Here is a 15,417-nt window from a genome sequence, read left to right on the forward strand (position 1 = left end):
CCCTCAGGCGGCGTACCGTACCGAGGTGCCGCGCAGGGCCGTGGCCAGCGCGTCGATGACGCGATCCTGGTCGGCGTCGCGCAGTCCCGGGTAGAGCGGCAGCGACAGCTGTTGGGCGTAGAAGGCCTCGGACACGGGGCAGCTGCCGCGCCGGTAGCCGAGGTCGGCGAAGGCCGGATGCCAGTGTGCCGGGATGTAGTTGACCTGCACGCCGATGCCGGCGGCACGCATCCGGTCGTAGATCTCGCGGCGACGGCCGTCGAGCACCCGGATCGGGTACAGGTGCCAGGCCGGAACGGCCCAGTCCCGCCGGCCCGGGGCGAGCACGCCCGGCAGCTCGGCGAGGGCCGCGTCGTAGCGGGCCACCAGTTCGGCCCGACGGGCCAGGAAAGCATCGAGGCGACGCAGCTGGCTGCGGCCGAGCGCGCAGAGCACGTCGGGCAGCCGGTAGTTCAGGCCGAAGGAGTGCACCTCCTGATGCCAGCCACCCTCGTCGGGCCAGCGGTGCTCGTCGCGTTCCCGGACCAGCCCGATGTTGCGGAACCGGCGCGCCCGCTTGAGCAACTCCGGATCTCTTGTGGCCACCGCACCGCCCTCGGCGGTGGTCAGGTTCTTGGTGGGGAAGAACGAGAACGTGGTCAGGTCGGCCAGCGTGCCGACCGGGCGGTCCCGGTAGGTGCCGCCGATGGAGTGCGCGGCGTCGGCGAGCAGCAGCGCGTCGCTGCCGTCGAGCGCGGTGCGCAGCGCATCGTAGTCGGCCGGATGGCCGGCGTAGTCCACCGCCGCGACGACCTTCGTCCGTCTGGTGGTCGCGGCGGCCACCGCCGCCGGATCGAGGGTGAAGGTCTCCTCCTGCACATCGGCGAAGACGATCCGGGCGCCGAGGGCCACCGCGCTGCTCGCCGTCGCCACGAACGTCATCGGGGGCACGATCACCTCGTCGCCCGGGCCGACACCGGCCGCCGCGTACGCCACGTGCAACGCGGCAGTGCCGTTGGAGACGGTGGCCACCCCGGCACCGCCGGCCCAGCCGGACAGGTCCGCCTCGAAGGCGGCGACCTCCGGGCCGGTGGTTAGCCAGTCGCTGCGTAGGGCGGCGACCACCGCGGCGACGTCGTCGTCGGACACCGACTGCCGGCCGTACGGCAGCAGAGCGCTCACGTCGGCACTCCGCTGCGCTGGGTGCCGCCATGAGGCACCGTGGCAATGAGCCTGATGATTCGCCCGCTCATGCCGCGATGCCGAGCATGTCGCGCAACTGCGCCACGCTGAGCCACTCGTCGTTGGAGTCCGACTGGTACGCGAAGCCGTCCGGCACCGGCTCGCAGCCGGCAGGCGGCTGGTAGCCCCAGGTGGCGATGGTCGGCTGCACGATGAAGCGGTCCTTGGCGACCAAGGTCCGTCGGCTGTCGTCCGGCGCAATCATCTCCTCGTGCAGCTTCTCGCCCGGCCGGATGCCGATCTCGTGCGTGGTGGCCTCCGGGGCGACCGCCTCGACCAAATCGAGGATGCGCATGCTGGGGATGCGCGGTACGAACAGCTCGCCGCCCTGCATCTGGTCGAACGAGTCGATGACGAACTGCACCGCCTGCTCCAGGGTGATCCAGAAGCGGGTCATCCGCTTGTCCGTGATCGGCAGGCTCTTGCCCTCGGTGGCGAGCCGGCGGAACAGCGGCACCACCGAACCACGGCTGCCGACCACGTTGCCGTAGCGCACCACCGCGAACCGGGTCGGGTGGTGTGCGGCGTAGTGGTTGGCCGAGATGAACAACTTGTCGCCGACAAGCTTGGTCGCGCCGTACAGGTTGATCGGGCTGGACGCCTTGTCGGTGGAGAGGGCCACGACCTTCTTCACCCCGGCCTCGATCGCGGCGTCGACGACGTGCTGCGAGCCGGTGATGTTGGTGGCGATGAACTCCGACGGGTTGTACTCGGCGGTGTCCACCTGCTTGAGGGCGGCGGCGTGCACGACGTGATCCACCCCGTGCATGGCCCGGGTCAGCCGGTGCCGGTCCCGGATGTCGCCGATGAACCAGCGCAGTCGCGGGTCGTCGGCGAGCTGCTGGCGCAGCTCGTACTGCTTGAGCTCGTCACGGGAGAAGATCACTACCCGGGCCGGATCGGTCTCGGCGAGGAGGTGGCGCAGGAAGGTCCTGCCGAAGGAGCCCGTGCCCCCGGTGACGAGGATGGACGATCCGCTCAGCTCGCTCAACTGCTGCTCCCGTGTTCGTCGGTTGTCCGGCTGGCCCTGGCCGGCCGGGTGCGAACGTTAGACCCGGCGGGTTAACGGGCCCACGCCCTAGGGTTAACCGCCTCACCTCCGGCGGTGAATGGCCGGCAGCGGTACGGCGAACACCGAGCGGTCCTGCGGCGTGCCGGCCGGGCGGCCCCCACCAGGTGGTGGTTAGGGTCTCGACCCGACCGGCACGGCGGCACCGCGCACGACGCGCACCGACCCGGTCCGCCAGGGGAGGGGACGATGAGCGTCGAAGCCGAGGCGATCCGGGTCGCGGACGCGAACCGGCCGGTACCACCGGCGCGCCGGGAATGGCCGCTGCCGCTGCTGCTGGTGCTCGGCTGGCTACTCGGGGTGGCCTGGCGGGTCTGGCTGGCGCGGCACGCCAGCATGCCGTTCGCGCACACCGACGAGGACAGCTACCTCAACACCGCCCGGGCACTGGCCGGCGGTCCCGGCGGCTTCAGCAGCGAGAACGAGACGCTGCGCCGAATCGGCTATCCGCTGCTGATCGCTCCGGCCTTCCTGCTCGACCGCGACTTCGCCGACACCTACCTGATCGTCCGGGTCGTCAACGCGGCGCTGAACGCGACCCTCCTGCCGCTGGCCTACCTGCTCGGCCGCCAGTTGCTGGGGCTTGGGCGCGGGCCCGCCCTGGCGGCGGCCACACTCGCGGCGACGGTGCCGGCGGCAGCGTTCCACGCGGCGGCGGCGATGACCGACGCGGTGCTCGCCCCGCTGCTGCTGGCCTGGTTGCTGGCGGTGCACCGGCTTCTCGATCGGCCCGGCGCGGCTGCCGCGGCACTGGGGGGTACGCTCGCCGGCGCCTGTCACCTGGTGCACTCGCGCGGGGTGGTGGTCGTCGCCGCGTACGCCGGACTGGTGTTGGCGCTGGTCGTCCGCCGCCGGCTCGGGTCGGCCGGGCTGCTGGCCGCCGTCCTGCCGGTGCTCGCCGCCGCCTTCGCCAACGAGGCCGGGGTCCGGCTGCTCGGCGACACCGTCCAGCTGCTCGGCAGTCCGGCCGACGGGAACGCGCTACGGGCACTCACCTCCGGCTCGGGACTGGCGCAGGTGCTGGCGTCCGCAGGCACGCAGCTGTGGTACCTGACGGTCGTCACGTTCGGGCTGGCCGGCCTGGGCGGTGCCGACGCGCTGCGGCGGTTGTGCCGCACGGGTGACGAGCCCGGCCGCTGGACGACCGGGGTGGCGCTGGCGGTCACCGTCGGGGTCGCTGTCGGCGCGGAAGCTGTCCTCGCGGGTGTACCGGACCGGGTGCCGGACGCCATCTACGCCCGGTACGTGCAGATGCTCGCCCCGTTCTGGCTGCTCGTCGGCGTCGGCGTGCTGTCCGGTCTGGCCTATCGGTCTCTGCTGCGCACGGCGGCCGTCACGGTGGCGCTGCTCACTGCCGGTGGCGCACTGATCCACGTTCGGCTGGCGCATGCCGTGTCCAGTGGCGTCGCGCTGCGCTACGGCGACTTCAGCGCGCCGGACCTGGCGGCGTTGACCGACGGTCAGCAGGGGATGCGACCGCTGGTCGGGGCGGCGATCGGCGTGGCCGGCGTCCTGCTGGTGGTGGGCGCGGCCCGGAGCCGACACACGAGGGCGGCCGTGCTCGCCGTCCTGGTCCTGGCCAACGTCGCGACCACGCAGGTCATCGCGGAGCGGCTGATCCGCCCGATGGCCGAGGTCGGCACGCCCGTGCCCGCCGTGGCCGACCTCGGCATCCGGCCGGTGGAGCGGGTCGCCGTCTCCACCGGCGTGCCCTACCAGCTCCGGTTCAACCTTGGTCACCAGGTCACCTGGACCGAGGTGCCGTGGTTCGCCGACCGGCCGCCGGCTGCCGCCGACGTGGTCTTCGCGCGGTGGGCGCCCGGCGAGCCTGACGACTGGGACGGCGCCCGGCACCGCTTCGTCCGGCTCGGCGGCGACCCGGAGCGGAGATGGGCCGCATGGCGCCGCCAGTGAGCCCTGCCGTTACGTGGGTATTCGGTCCGGTGTCGGCCGGCCGGCACCGGAACATCGCGTGAACAATGTGTGGACGGAATCGGAACAATCAGCGGCGGCGGCGGTTTTCGCGCTTCAGGGAAATGGGCACGACGGTGATTTCCCGGCCGTCGTGGACCTCTTGCCGGCCGGCTCCCTCGACGAAACGGAACCGCCGGTTCATCTGACGTACCACGGTGTTGTGGGCGAGCACCTCGCCGTCGAGTCGGTCCAGTGCCAGCACGTCGAAGGCATGGTCGACCGCCGCCCGCATGACCTCCAGCCAGGCCGGTAGTGTCTCGCCCCGCTCGGCCAGACCGTCGCCGTCGAGGTAGAACCCCCATGAGCCGGTCCGTGGACCGTCCAACCGCAGGTCGAAGAAGGTCACCGCGCCGCTCGGCACCCCGTCGCGGAGATAGGTGAGCACCCTGCGGGTGGGGTCGGCGGACGTCGCCGACCACCACCGGCGGTGCTCCTGCTCGGTGATGACGTGGCTGGTCCTGCTGACCTGCCGGTTGATTTCCTGATTGCGCCAGGACAACATCAGGTTAACGTCGTCCTCGGTGGCGTCACGGAGCACGTACCGCTCGCTTTCGGATCAGTTCGCATGGTCACCGGGCACCCTAATCACCATTCACCTGGCTGTACACTCCGCCGCATGAAGGAATTGAGTCGTGCGCAGATTCGCGACCTCATGGCCCAGGTGCTGAAGAACCAGGGCAAGGTGCTGCCCGCCGACGACGCCGCGGATCTGCGGGAGGTCGGCTTCCGGTCGCTGGACTTCTCCGAGCTGGCGCTGCGGGTGGAGGACGAGACGGGGGAGGAGTTGAACTTCGACGCTCCCGGGTTGCGGCGGATCGCCACCGTCGGCGACGTGCTGGACTTCCTCGTCGAGTTGCAGCGGCAGTGAGCGTCGGGACCGCCCGGCAGGCCGCCGTCCACCCGGCCGGCGCCGACAACCGGATCGTGGTCGACGGTGCGACGCTGACCTGGCGAGATCTGCCGGAGCTGAACCTTTCTGGCCCCGCCGCGGTGCTCGCCCACTCGGCCCGGCACGCACTCGCCGCCGCCCACCACCACGCGGTGCACGACACCGAGCTGCTTGTCAGTACCGCCAGCCGGGTCGACTCGGGGCTGCGGGACGAGCTGCGGGCCGCCGGGTTCACGGTGGCGGAGTTCGGTGCCGACGCCGCCGGCCGGGCGGTGGCCACCCGGCCGCGTCCGGCCGAGCCCGGCCGCCTGTGGCTGCTCACCTCCGGCTCCACCGGGCGCCCCAAGCGGGTCGGGCACACCCTCGAATCGTTGACCACGGTCCGCGGCCACCAACCCGGCCGGACCTGGCTCTGCCCGTACGCCCCCGGCACGTACGCCTGGTGGCAGGTGGTGACGTTGTCGCTCACCCAGGCGGGGCAGCATCTGGTGGTCGTCGAGCCCGATCAGCTCGACGACTGGCCGGCGCTGGCCGCCACCCACGGCGTCGACGCCGCCTCCGGCACGCCGACGTTCTGGCGTCGGGCCCTGCACCGGGATCCGGCCGGGCTCGCCCGGGTGCCACTCCGCCAGCTGACCCTCGGCGGCGAGCCGGTCGACCAGGCGATCCTGGACCGGCTGCGGGAGTCGTTCCCAGCGGCCCGGATCTCCTGGATCTACGCCTCCTCCGAGGTCGGTGCCGCCATCGTGGTGCATGACGGGCAGGCCGGTTTCCCGGTGTGGTGGCTGGACCGGGCGGCTCCCGGCCGCCCGACCATCGGGGTGCGCGACGGTGAACTGGTGGTCACCTCGCCGTACCACGGCGTCGGGTTGGCCGGGCCGGTCCGCACCGGCGATCGGGCGCAGATCATCGGCGACCGGGTGCTGATCACCGGGCGGCTCGACTCGGACGAGATCAACGTTGGCGGCAGCAAGGTCTCCGCCGGCGGTGTCCGCGACGTGCTCACCGCCCATCCGCAGGTGGCCTGGGCGCGGGTCACCGGCCGGAGGGCGCCGCTGCTCGGCCACATGGTCGTCGCCGAGGTGGTGCCCGTCCCGGCCGACACCCCGCCGGTCGGTGGGACCGAGTCCGCGCCGCCGACCAGCGGGCCGGACGAGGCGGCGCTGGTCCGCTGGTGCGCCGACCGGCTGCCCGAGTACGCGGTGCCGCGCCGAATTCGTCTACTGACCGAGATTCCCGTCAAGGAGACCCTGAAGAGCGATGTCTGACCACGCCACCTCTGCCCAGTCCGTGCCACCGTCCTCCGTGGTGCTCGTCTCCGGCGGATCCCGCGGCCTCGGCCTCGCCATCGTCACCGACCTGCTCGAATCGGGTGTCAAGGTGGCGGCCTTCGCCCGTACCGTCACCCCCGAGCTGGCCAAACTCGCCGAGGCCCAGCCGGACCGTTGCCACGTCGGCTCCGTCGACGTCACCGACCTCGCCGCCGCGCAGGCGTTCGTCCGGGCGGCGGAGCAACACCTCGGCCCGATCGATGGCCTGGTCAACAACGCCGCCGTCGGGCAGGACTCACTGCACGTGCACACCGCCACCGGCGACATCGCCCGGATCATCGAGACCAATCTGACCGCGCCGTTGCAGCTCACCCGGTTGACCGTGCGGCGGATGCTGGGCCAGGGACTGCGCGGCCGGATCGTCAACATCACCTCGATCTGTGCGCAGCGCGGATTCCCGGGCCTGGTCGCGTACTCCGCCACCAAGGGCGGGATGGACGCGGCGACCCGCTCGTTGGCCCGCGAGCTGGGCGGGCGGGTACTGGTCAACGCCGTCGCGCCCGGCTTCTTCGCCTCGGAGATGTCGGCGGTGCTCGGCCAGACCCAGCTGGACCAGATCGTGCGCCGCACCCCGACCGGTCACCTGACCGAGCCGGAGGAGGTGGTGCCGGTGGTCCGGATGCTGCTGCGGGAGCAGACCAACATCAACGGCCAGGTCATCGTGGTCGACGGTGCCGCTTCGATCTGAACCGGCCCGGCAATGGTCCCGCGTGGACGGAGGCGCGGGACCATCGGTGTCCGTCCTGCTCGCCGCCGCGCCGCGACATCTGCGGGTGGCGTCGGTCGTCGAGTCGGGCGCAGCGCTCACCCGTAGCCACCTGGGCGACGGACGGTGCGTCGGCTGGTACGCCCCGCCGGTGTCCGGCTGGCAGGTGGCGATCGACGCCGAGCGCCCCGGCGTACCGGTGCCCACGGCGTTGGCCCGGCGCTTCGGCGCCACCGACTTCTGGGCCCGCTGGACCCGCACCGAGTGCCTGGCGAAACTCGCCGACGTCCCCGTGGCGACCTGGTGGCAGCGGCACGGCCTGGAGGTGCCCCCCGACTGCGGGTGGCCGTGGCGCACCCTGACCCGGCCCGATCTGGTGGTCACCGTCGCCTTCGCCGCCAGCCCACCTCGTCGCTGACGACCCGGCGTGGCCTATCCGAGGTCGTCGTGGCGGACCACCCGGATCGACGGACCGTCCCGGGCCAGCCCGAGCACCGACCAGCCACGTAGCGCCGCGAGGAACGGCAGGGAGCGGGACAACACCTCCCCGGCCAGTCCGGCGTCGCCCGGCGGCTGGTCGAATCCGGGCCCCAGTTTCTCGGTCAGCCGGCGGTGCAGCAGGCGCAGCACCTCATCGGCCTCGGCGTCGTCCTGCGGACCATCCGCCGCTGGTTCGCTTCCTGCCCGCAGCAGGTGCCGGCCCAGGTAGCGGCGGGCGATGGTGTCCTGAAGCCGCAGCAGGGCGGAAGCCATCTCCTCCGCCCGTGGACCGAGACCTCGCCAGGGAGCGCAGCGGGCGGCCAGCAGCGCCGCTACCGTCGCCTGCGCCAGGTACTCAAGCGCCGGTTCGATGTCGTAGTCCGGCCGCCGGGGCCGGTAGGTGAGGGCGACCAGCGGATAGCGGCGAACGGTGTCCTCGACCGCCCGCAGGCTCTCCGCCCAGGCCGCGCACCGCTGCCGGGTCACGTCCACTCCCTCGTCGGTCAGGCTCCGGGCGATCAGGCCCACCCCGTCGGTGCCGCGGACCTGGTCGTGAATGGTCAGCGCGAACCCGTTGCGGACCGTCAGTCCGGTGATCAGCTCGATCAGATAGGTGGCCAGCGCGGCGAAGAATCCGAACCCGAGGGCGGCGGCGGCCACGGCGAACAGCTTCTGCGCCCCGGTGTCCGGAGTGAGGTCGCCGAAGCCGAGGACGGTCAGTAGCCCGGTGGCGTAGTACACGGCGTCGAGGAACCCGGCCGGGCCGTACCCGACCACCCGGTGGTAGCCGTCCAGGTGTGGCCAGACGACCAGCGCGACGCCGAGGACCAGCGGTCCGAGCCAGGCGAGGAACGTGCCGGTGACCAGGAACGGCCCCGCCCAGACCAGCGGCGTCCGGCGGGTGGTGCGGCACCACCCGGCGGTCAGCGACGACGCTCGCCAGACCAGCCGCCGCACCGTACGGGCGATTGGCCCCTCCGCGTCCGGGTGCAGCACGGTGAGCCAGACGTCCACCGTCACGGTGACGATCAACGCCAGTCCCGCTACCACCGTCAGCAGAGTCATGCTCAGTGGTATACCCGTCAGGCCGGAGCCGACGCGGCGGCGCCCCCACCACCGGTCAGATCAGGTCCCAGCTCAGCGGGGTGCCGCGGACCACGTCGGTGGCGAAGCGGCGGCCCAGCACCCGGTCGATCTCCACCGGAGGTAGTCCGCCGGCCGGTCGGATCGAGCGGACATTCTGCCCGGTGACCTCGTCGCCGGCGCGCACGTCCGTCACGACGTACAGCGAACGCCGGAAGCGCAGACCCTCCCGCTCGGCCGGGGTCGGTCCGATGGCGGTGCCGCCGAGCGCGGCGTTCGCCCGCTCCGATTCGACCACCAGGGCTGCCAGTTCGGTGGGGCTGAGGGAGAAGTCGGAGTCCACGCCACCGTCGGCGCGGTCCAAGGTGACGTGCTTCTCGATGAAGCAGGCTCCGAGGGCCACCGAGGCGACCGGCACGCCGATGCCCGGCGTGTGGTCGGAGAGGCCGACGGGCACGTCGAACGCGGCGGAGAGCACCGGGATGCGGCGCAGATTGCTGTCGGCGGCCGGCGCCGGGTAGGCGGCGGTGCAGGCGAGCAGCACGATCCCGCCCGCCCCGCCGTCACGGGCGGCGCGTACGGCGGCGTCGATTTCGGCCAGCGTGGCCATCCCGGTGGAGATGACCATCGGCTTGCCGGTGGCGGCGGCCAGCCGGATCAGCGGCAGATCGACCAGCTCCGAAGATGCGATCTTGTACGCGGGAGCGTCCAGCTCCTCCAGTAGCTCCACCGCCGAGGCGTCGAACGGGGAGGAGAAGACCGTCAACCCCTGGGCGCGGGCCCGCTCGAAGATCGGCCGGTGCCACTCGTACGGGGTGTGAGCCCGCTCGTAGAGCCGGTAGAGGTTCTGTCCACCCCACAGCTCGTGCTCGCCGGAAATCCGGAAGGCCGGACTGTCGACGTCGATCGTGATGGTGTCCGGCCGGTACGTCTGGAGCTTCAGGGCGTGCGCCCCGCTGGCCGCGACGGCATCCACGATGGACAGGGCCCGATCCAGGTCGCCGTTGTGGTTGCCGGACATCTCGGCCACCACGAGGGGGCGTTCCCCGGTGCCGACCAGGTGCGGCCCGATCTTGAGCGTCGTCATCGCGATCCGTTTCCGTGCGTCCGTACCAGTGACTTGTGCCCGGTGGTGGTCTCCGCTGCGGCGCTGGTGGTCGGGGTGGCGGTGTCGGCCGGTCCGCGCAGCCGTCCGGCCAGCCGGTGGGCCCGCCGCAGCGCGGCGTAGGCCAGGTAGCTGTCCCGGCCGACCAGCCGGTGCTTGAGCCCGGCCACCCCGCCCGGCCGGGGATAGCCGCCGCTCGGCAGGTACCGGCGGTAGTGCGCGGCGACCCGGCGGAAGAACTCCCGCCGTAGATGCGGGTGCAGCCGGTCGTCGTTGCCCGTGACGACCAGGAAGTGGTTCACCATCAGGTCGAACAGCTCGACGTGCCAGCGTCCCTCGGTATGCCGCTGGCGCAACCAGGCGAACAGCCGGTCGTACTGCTCGAAGGCGTCGAAGTGCCGTCCGCTGCGGGTCGAGGTGATGGCACCCTGGCGGCCCTGGCGGTACAGGTAGCAGACCCGGTCCAGCACGGAGATCCGTTCCGCGCCGATCAGCAGCGGGTGACTGAACGGGATGTCCTCATACCAGCCGGGGTGGAAACGCAGGCCCAGGTCGGCCATGAACTCGCGGCGTACCACCTTGTTCCAGGCGGTGTGCTGCACCCGCAGCAACTGCGGCCGGTCGGTCAACCGCGCCACGCCGGTGGTACCGCGCAGCAGTCGGCTGCTGGCGTCCACCTCCCGGCGCCCGCAGTCGTGCACCCGCAGGTGGTCGACCATCATCACGTCGGGGCGGTCCGCGCGCAGCCGGTCCAGCACGACGGCGATCGTGCCCGGGGGCAGCCGGTCGTCGCTGTCGACGAACCAGACGTACCTTCCGGTGGCCACGTCGAGGCCGGCGTTGCGGGCCGGGCCGAGGCCGACGTTCGCGTCCAGGTGCAGCACCCGCAGCCTCGGATGGTCGGCGGTGTACTCGCGCAGCAGCTGCCCACACCGGTCCGGCGAGGCGTCGTCCACGGCGATCACCTCCACCGCGGTGGTCTCGTCCGCCGGAATGTCGGTCCGGATCGAGTCCAGACACTGCCCCAGGTACGCCTCGACGCCGTACACCGGCACGACGATGCTCAACAGCGGCGTTGGCGTCGGCTGATTGACCACCCCGACACCCTCGACCGTCCGGATGGACGGCCCTGGAACCTGACGTGGCCAGCGGTGGTGGAGTGTTTGAACAGCCGGACAGCGGCAGGTTAACGATTCGGCATGCCAGGTAGGGTGCCCGGATGACCAGCGCCACCGTCGTCGAGCGACCGGCCGCCAGCACCGGACGGGGTGACGCGAGCCGACTGCCGTCGCTGACCGGCCTGCGTTGGGTCGCCGCCCTGCTGGTCTTCGGTTTCCACGCCGGCACCATGCGGATCATCGCCGAGCCCGGCCACCAGGCGGTGGTCGGCGGGATCTTCACCCTCGGCCTGTCCGGGGTGCAGTTCTTCTTCATTCTCAGCGGTTTCGTGCTGGTCTGGTCGGCCCGGCCGGGCGACTCCCGGCGACGGTTCTGGCGACGCCGACTGGCCAAGATCTACCCGAACCACCTGGTGCTCTGGGCTCTGGCCATGCTGGCGATGCTCTGGTTCGCCGACCCGATCAACCCGGTGGCGGCACTGGAGAACCTCTTCCTGGTGCAGGCGTGGGATCCTCGGCCCGGCTACTTCTACAGTGTCAACAACGTGAGCTGGTCGCTATCCTGCGAACTGTTCTTCTACCTGTGCCTGCCACTGGCGCTGCCGGCGGTACGCAGGGCGCGGCCCTGGATGCTGTGGGCCGCGGTGATCGCGGTGCCGTTGCTGATCGTGGCGCTCTGGCCGGGGCAGACGCTGGTGCCGGAGCAGGGCCGGTGGTGGTTCGCCCAGGTGTTTCCACTGGTCCGGTCCCTGGAGTTCTGGCTGGGGGTGGCCGCGGCCGAGCTGATGCTGCGCGGGCGCTGGCGGGGTCCCCGGCTTCCCCTCGCCAGCCTGATCTTCGTCGCGACCTGGACAGCGGCGGCCCTCTGGATCCGGGCCGAACTCTGGGCGGCGCTGCTGTCGGTGGCGTACGTCCTGGTCATCGCCGCGGCGGCGGACGCCGACGTGCACGGGCGGCGTTCACCGCTGCGCTCGCGCCCGATGGTCTGGCTCGGCGAGGTCTCCTTCGCCTTCTACCTGGTGCACGTGTTCGTGATCATGACGATTCTGCGGCTGACCGGGGACTGGGGGACCGGGCTGCCCGGTTGGTGGGGTCCACTCGCCGTGATCGGCCTCCTCCTGCTCACCCTGGCGCTGGCCGCGTTGCTGCACCGGTACGTGGAACAGCCGATGATGCGCCGGTTGGCGCCGACCCGTAAGGCGCCGGGTGGTGCGCAGCGACCGTCGGCGCCGGGTGGACCGTCCGCCGGCGTGCTGCCGTGACAGCGGGCGCCGCCGGGTGGCAGGGACCGACGGCCAACGCTGAGCAGGGGCCGGACCGTCCATCCCGGACGGTGAGTCGCAGGGGGCTGAACTGCGGAGATTGGCGTCAGCCTGGGCGGCGCGCCGAACAGTCCGACACGCCCGCGCACGGTGTTGATCGGGCGGTCCTGGCGGTAGCGTGACCATGTGCCTCCCGTCGCGCTCGCCTGTCCCCTGTGGTGGCTGGCGCGCTGGGCCGCGCGGCTGCTGACCGGGTTCGCGGTCGCCGCCGCCTTCACCCTCGGCGCCAGTGCCGCGCCCACCGGGTCCGCTGGCGCCGCGCCGGCCTGGGCCAACGGGCCTGCTGAGGCCGCGCCGGCCTGGGCCGCTGACGCCGCGCCCGAGCAGCGCACCGTTGCCAGAACCGTCCGGCCGCCGGTCGACACCACGTCGCCACCGGCCTTCGCCGGATCGGGCCTCGCCGCGCCCGACGACCTTACCGCTCCCACGACGCCGATCGTGCTGGACGCCGGAGAGTGCGCCGATCTGACCGGCGTGCCCGCGACGCCGCCGCTGACTGCCGGGCGATCCGGGCTGAGGGTGCTCGGAAAGGCCGGTTCCGGCGTCGTGCCGGCCCCGGCGGCCGTCGTCGCCGGCACCCGGGCGGCGCGCGCACCTCCGCAAGCCTGATCCGACGACCGTTGCGTCCTGGTCCGGACGCCCGGACATCGCACCCGTCCTGAGCCTCTACCCGGCCCGCCGCCGCTCGCGCGGTCCGGGCCGGTGGCTCGACTTCCCTGTCGTGGCCGCGCCACGACGATCCGCTGCCGGACGGCCGCCGTCGCCGTTCCGATCTCCCGCGAGGTACGACATGGAGCAGACCGTCCTCTACCAGTTCCTGATCGAGGTGCCCCGGGCCGCCGCCATCTGGTCGGTCCTGCTCGTGCTCGCGCTGGGCGTGCTCGCGGCGCTGGTCGCGCGCCCCGAGCAGGCCGAGCTGACCGAGCCGACCGGGCTGGGCGTGCCGGCCGGGGAGCCCGCCGACGGGGCCGAGGACCGCGCCGCGACCGAGCCGGCCGATCTGCGCCGCTACGCCGGGGAGGTGGCGGTCGCGGCAGCCGGCGCCGCGCAGAACGTAGAGCGGCGGCGTGCGGCGTGGCGGACCGCCCAGACGGAGCTGGACCGTGCCTGGGCCGCGTACGACGAGGCGGAGTCCGAGGTCCGCCGGCTGGCCGGCACCGTCGGGCTGCCGACTCCGCGCACGTCGCACACGCCGGTCGAGTACGCGGCCCGGGAGCGTTGGCTGCACCGCGCCGCGATGGCTGCCCACTGGCGCGGCGATCTGACCGCCCGGCAGTTGACCGACGTGCTGGCGCGCCGGGCCGGCTGGGATCCCCGGCGCCACCCGGCCGAGCAGGAGGTGATCCTCGCCCGGGTGGTGTGTGACAGCCGCCTGGCCGCCTACCGGGTCGCCGCCGGGCGGGAGCGCGACCTGTGGCGGGCGGTGGAGTTCGCGACCGATTCGGCCCGCGCCCTCTCGGCCGAGGCGTACGCGGCCGTGGCGCGGCTCAGTCCGCACCGGGTGCCCGCCCTGCGCCGGGCCACCGTCGGTCGCCCGGCGGCGGTTCCCCGCTGGCGGCCCGCCCGGCTGGGCTGAAATTCCGTGAGCCGGGTCACACGGCCCCCGAATTCGGTCACTGCGCGTAGTCGGGCCGATTGTTGCAGCAATCTCCGCCGGCATTGTCCGGGCACCGTCCGGTTGTCCCCGAACGTGCCCGGAATTCCATCAGTGCCATTGAGCGACGCCAGTCCCCGGATACCCGGAAATCGTTTTGCTGGATCATGTTTGAGCAGCTCAGGACGGGTTGGCTTCGACGTGACCGGCCAGTAGTGTCAGCGCGTCCGGTGCGGTAACCGATCGCAACAGGCGACGCCGCACCGACCCGCTCAATCGTGATCTCACGAACCGGGGACCCACTGCACCACTGGGGTGAATCCGCGAATCCTCGCGGTAGGGCGACTTCCCGCCCGAATCCGTCAGCTAACCCGGTCGGCGGTGTCGGAAGGAGTTTCCACCTCGTGCAATCCGTTGTGATCCCCCTGTTGTTCCCCCGCCTCCACGGCACCACGGTGCCCGCGCTCGCCGGCCTGGTTGCCGCGAGCTGACCACCGGTCACCGTCGCCGCCCGGTTTCCCGGCGCACCCCTGGAACGGCCCAACCCGCTCACCGGGTGGTCGTCGGTACCTCCATGCCGACCTGACCGCCGGAGCCGGTATCCGTTCTCCCCTCAGCCTGTGGAGGTACCCGTGAAGCACACCCTCTCCCGCCAGCTCCGACGGCTGGCCAGGGAACGCCCGTACCAGATCGCCGCCGCGTCCGCCGCCGCGCTCGTGCTGGCGACCGGCACCGGTGCCGCGGTCGCCGGCACCGAGGAGGACCCGGCCGCCGCGCACACCACGACCGCCGTGGCCGAGCTGCGCGGCGACACCGTGGCGTCGCGCGACCAGAGTCGGGCCGCGGCCACCCCGTCGGGCGTCGCGCCGAACAGTGCCGCACCGAGCAGTGCCGCGCCGGCCACCACCACCGCCTCCCCCTCGCCGAAGCCCACCTCGGCGGCCCCTGACCCCGATGTGACAAGCAAGAAGGCGGCGCCGAAGCCACCGGAGTCGAAGACCCTCAAGTACGCCCACCAGGCCCAGATCAACGGCTACTACTGCGGCCCCGCCGCGGTACGCAACGCGCTCAGCGCCGCCGGTGTCGAGCGCGGCCAGGACGCCCTGGCCGCCCAGCTCGGCACCACGTACGCCGGCACCAACTCGGCCGAGGACACCACCCGGGTGTTGAACGCCGTCGTCGAGGGCAGCCCGTACCAGACCACGATGATCCGTGGCGGCGCGGCCACCCCGGCCCAGATGGACCAGCTCCAGGCGGACGTGGTCGCCGCCGTCACCGAAGGGCGGGGCGTCGTGGTGAACGTGGCCGGCAGCGTCACCGACACCGACGGCCGCTGGCACTCCTTCCCTGGCGGCCACTACGTCGCCGTGGTCGGCTACAAGGACGGCGGCCGGCTGGTGCGAATCGCCGACTCGGCCGACGCCTCGTACCCGTCGTACTGGGTGAGCACCATCGATCTCGCCAACTGGGCCGCCACCCGCGGCTACTCGGCCTGATCCGCAGTTAGCAAACGCGGAAGCCCTCG

General features: G+C 72.3%; 15 protein-coding genes and 1 riboswitch. Of the genes, 9 read left to right on the forward strand and 6 right to left on the reverse strand.

Translation table 11 applies throughout. The features are described from left to right. Positions 1-3: 3 nt before the first annotated feature. A complete protein-coding gene (locus tag ACFHWY_RS20585) occupies positions 4-1,161 on the reverse strand; it encodes a DegT/DnrJ/EryC1/StrS family aminotransferase (RefSeq protein WP_416581852.1) in 1,158 nt (385 codons plus the stop codon). 67 nt (positions 1,162-1,228) lie between these two features. Continuing rightward, positions 1,229-2,212: a UDP-N-acetylglucosamine 4,6-dehydratase (inverting) gene (gene pseB / locus ACFHWY_RS20590; RefSeq protein ID WP_416581853.1), complete on the reverse strand. Its 984-nt coding sequence runs from the start codon at positions 2,210-2,212 to the stop codon at positions 1,229-1,231. Between the two features lie 267 nt (positions 2,213-2,479). Here pseB and ACFHWY_RS20595 point away from each other — a divergent pair, with 267 nt between their 5' ends. After that, a complete protein-coding gene (locus ACFHWY_RS20595) occupies positions 2,480-4,204 on the forward strand; it encodes a hypothetical protein (protein ID WP_416581854.1) in 1,725 nt (574 codons plus the stop codon). Positions 4,205-4,292: 88 nt separating this feature from the next. Here ACFHWY_RS20595 and ACFHWY_RS20600 read toward each other — a convergent pair whose 3' ends face one another. Next, the gene (locus tag ACFHWY_RS20600; protein ID WP_416581855.1) at positions 4,293-4,802 is read right to left on the reverse strand and encodes a GNAT family N-acetyltransferase; all 510 of its coding nucleotides are present in this window, start codon (positions 4,800-4,802) and stop codon (positions 4,293-4,295) included. Between the two features lie 78 nt (positions 4,803-4,880). On the opposite strand from ACFHWY_RS20600, the gene ACFHWY_RS20605 reads away from it, so the two are divergent. Genes ACFHWY_RS20605 through ACFHWY_RS20620 form a run of 4 tightly spaced genes read left to right on the forward strand, consistent with a single transcriptional unit; the run spans position 4,881 to position 7,608 of the window. Then, complete coding sequence (locus tag ACFHWY_RS20605) at positions 4,881-5,132, forward strand: acyl carrier protein (protein WP_092374400.1); 252 nt, start codon at positions 4,881-4,883, stop codon at positions 5,130-5,132. Then, complete coding sequence (locus ACFHWY_RS20610) at positions 5,129-6,421, forward strand: AMP-binding protein (RefSeq protein ID WP_416581856.1); 1,293 nt, start codon at positions 5,129-5,131, stop codon at positions 6,419-6,421. Before ACFHWY_RS20605 ends, ACFHWY_RS20610 begins: the two co-directional genes overlap by 4 nt. Then, complete coding sequence (locus ACFHWY_RS20615; protein ID WP_416581857.1) at positions 6,414-7,172, forward strand: SDR family NAD(P)-dependent oxidoreductase; 759 nt, start codon at positions 6,414-6,416, stop codon at positions 7,170-7,172. Before ACFHWY_RS20610 ends, ACFHWY_RS20615 begins: the two co-directional genes overlap by 8 nt. 46 nt (positions 7,173-7,218) lie before the next feature. Continuing rightward, entirely contained in the window at positions 7,219-7,608 is a 390-nt protein-coding gene (locus tag ACFHWY_RS20620) for a hypothetical protein (protein ID WP_416581858.1), read from the forward strand. 14 nt (positions 7,609-7,622) lie between these two features. Here ACFHWY_RS20620 and ACFHWY_RS20625 read toward each other — a convergent pair whose 3' ends face one another. The 3 genes from ACFHWY_RS20625 to ACFHWY_RS20635 are packed head-to-tail and all read right to left on the reverse strand — an operon-like array spanning position 7,623 to position 10,955. Next, positions 7,623-8,735 (reverse strand): potassium channel family protein, encoded by a 1,113-nt coding sequence (locus ACFHWY_RS20625; RefSeq protein ID WP_416581859.1) that lies wholly within the window; start codon positions 8,733-8,735, stop codon positions 7,623-7,625. Between the two features lie 55 nt (positions 8,736-8,790). Further along, positions 8,791-9,840 (reverse strand): pseudaminic acid synthase, encoded by a 1,050-nt coding sequence (gene pseI, locus ACFHWY_RS20630; RefSeq protein WP_416581860.1) that lies wholly within the window; start codon positions 9,838-9,840, stop codon positions 8,791-8,793. After that, positions 9,837-10,955: a glycosyltransferase family 2 protein gene (locus ACFHWY_RS20635; protein WP_416581861.1), complete on the reverse strand. Its 1,119-nt coding sequence runs from the start codon at positions 10,953-10,955 to the stop codon at positions 9,837-9,839. Before ACFHWY_RS20635 ends, pseI begins: the two co-directional genes overlap by 4 nt. 122 nt (positions 10,956-11,077) lie before the next feature. On the opposite strand from ACFHWY_RS20635, the gene ACFHWY_RS20640 reads away from it, so the two are divergent. The 4 genes from ACFHWY_RS20640 to ACFHWY_RS20655 all read left to right on the forward strand — a co-directional run bounded on the left by ACFHWY_RS20640 (position 11,078) and on the right by ACFHWY_RS20655 (position 15,388). Next, the gene (locus tag ACFHWY_RS20640) at positions 11,078-12,238 is read left to right on the forward strand and encodes an acyltransferase family protein (RefSeq protein WP_416581862.1); all 1,161 of its coding nucleotides are present in this window, start codon (positions 11,078-11,080) and stop codon (positions 12,236-12,238) included. Between the two features lie 186 nt (positions 12,239-12,424). Continuing rightward, positions 12,425-12,907 (forward strand): hypothetical protein, encoded by a 483-nt coding sequence (locus tag ACFHWY_RS20645; protein WP_416581863.1) that lies wholly within the window; start codon positions 12,425-12,427, stop codon positions 12,905-12,907. A gap of 181 nt (positions 12,908-13,088) precedes the next feature. Continuing rightward, a complete protein-coding gene (locus ACFHWY_RS20650) occupies positions 13,089-13,874 on the forward strand; it encodes a hypothetical protein (protein ID WP_416581864.1) in 786 nt (261 codons plus the stop codon). 277 nt (positions 13,875-14,151) lie between these two features. Next, a riboswitch (cyclic di-AMP (ydaO/yuaA leader) is annotated at positions 14,152-14,288 on the forward strand. Positions 14,289-14,512: 224 nt separating this feature from the next. Next, positions 14,513-15,388: a C39 family peptidase gene (locus ACFHWY_RS20655; protein WP_416581865.1), complete on the forward strand. Its 876-nt coding sequence runs from the start codon at positions 14,513-14,515 to the stop codon at positions 15,386-15,388. Positions 15,389-15,417 lie beyond the last annotated feature (29 nt).

Origin of the sequence: Micromonospora sp. LOL_024 (genome assembly GCF_048060415.1) — a bacterium.
Taxonomy (GTDB): Bacteria; Actinomycetota; Actinomycetes; order Mycobacteriales; family Micromonosporaceae; genus Micromonospora.

Bases quoted from the DNA above. Each gene is read 5' to 3' on its own strand.
- ACFHWY_RS20640 (WP_416581862.1), top strand. From the start codon at position 11,078: ATGACCAGCGCCACCGTCGTCGAGCGACCGGCCGCCAGCACCGGACGG.
- ACFHWY_RS20595 (WP_416581854.1), top strand. From the start codon at position 2,480: ATGAGCGTCGAAGCCGAGGCGATCCGGGTCGCGGACGCGAACCGGCCG.
- ACFHWY_RS20625 (WP_416581859.1), bottom strand. From the start codon at position 8,735: ATGACTCTGCTGACGGTGGTAGCGGGACTGGCGTTGATCGTCACCGTG.
- ACFHWY_RS20650 (WP_416581864.1), top strand. From the start codon at position 13,089: ATGGAGCAGACCGTCCTCTACCAGTTCCTGATCGAGGTGCCCCGGGCC.
- ACFHWY_RS20605 (WP_092374400.1), top strand. From the start codon at position 4,881: ATGAAGGAATTGAGTCGTGCGCAGATTCGCGACCTCATGGCCCAGGTG.
- ACFHWY_RS20615 (WP_416581857.1), top strand. From the start codon at position 6,414: ATGTCTGACCACGCCACCTCTGCCCAGTCCGTGCCACCGTCCTCCGTG.
- pseI (WP_416581860.1), bottom strand. From the start codon at position 9,840: ATGACGACGCTCAAGATCGGGCCGCACCTGGTCGGCACCGGGGAACGC.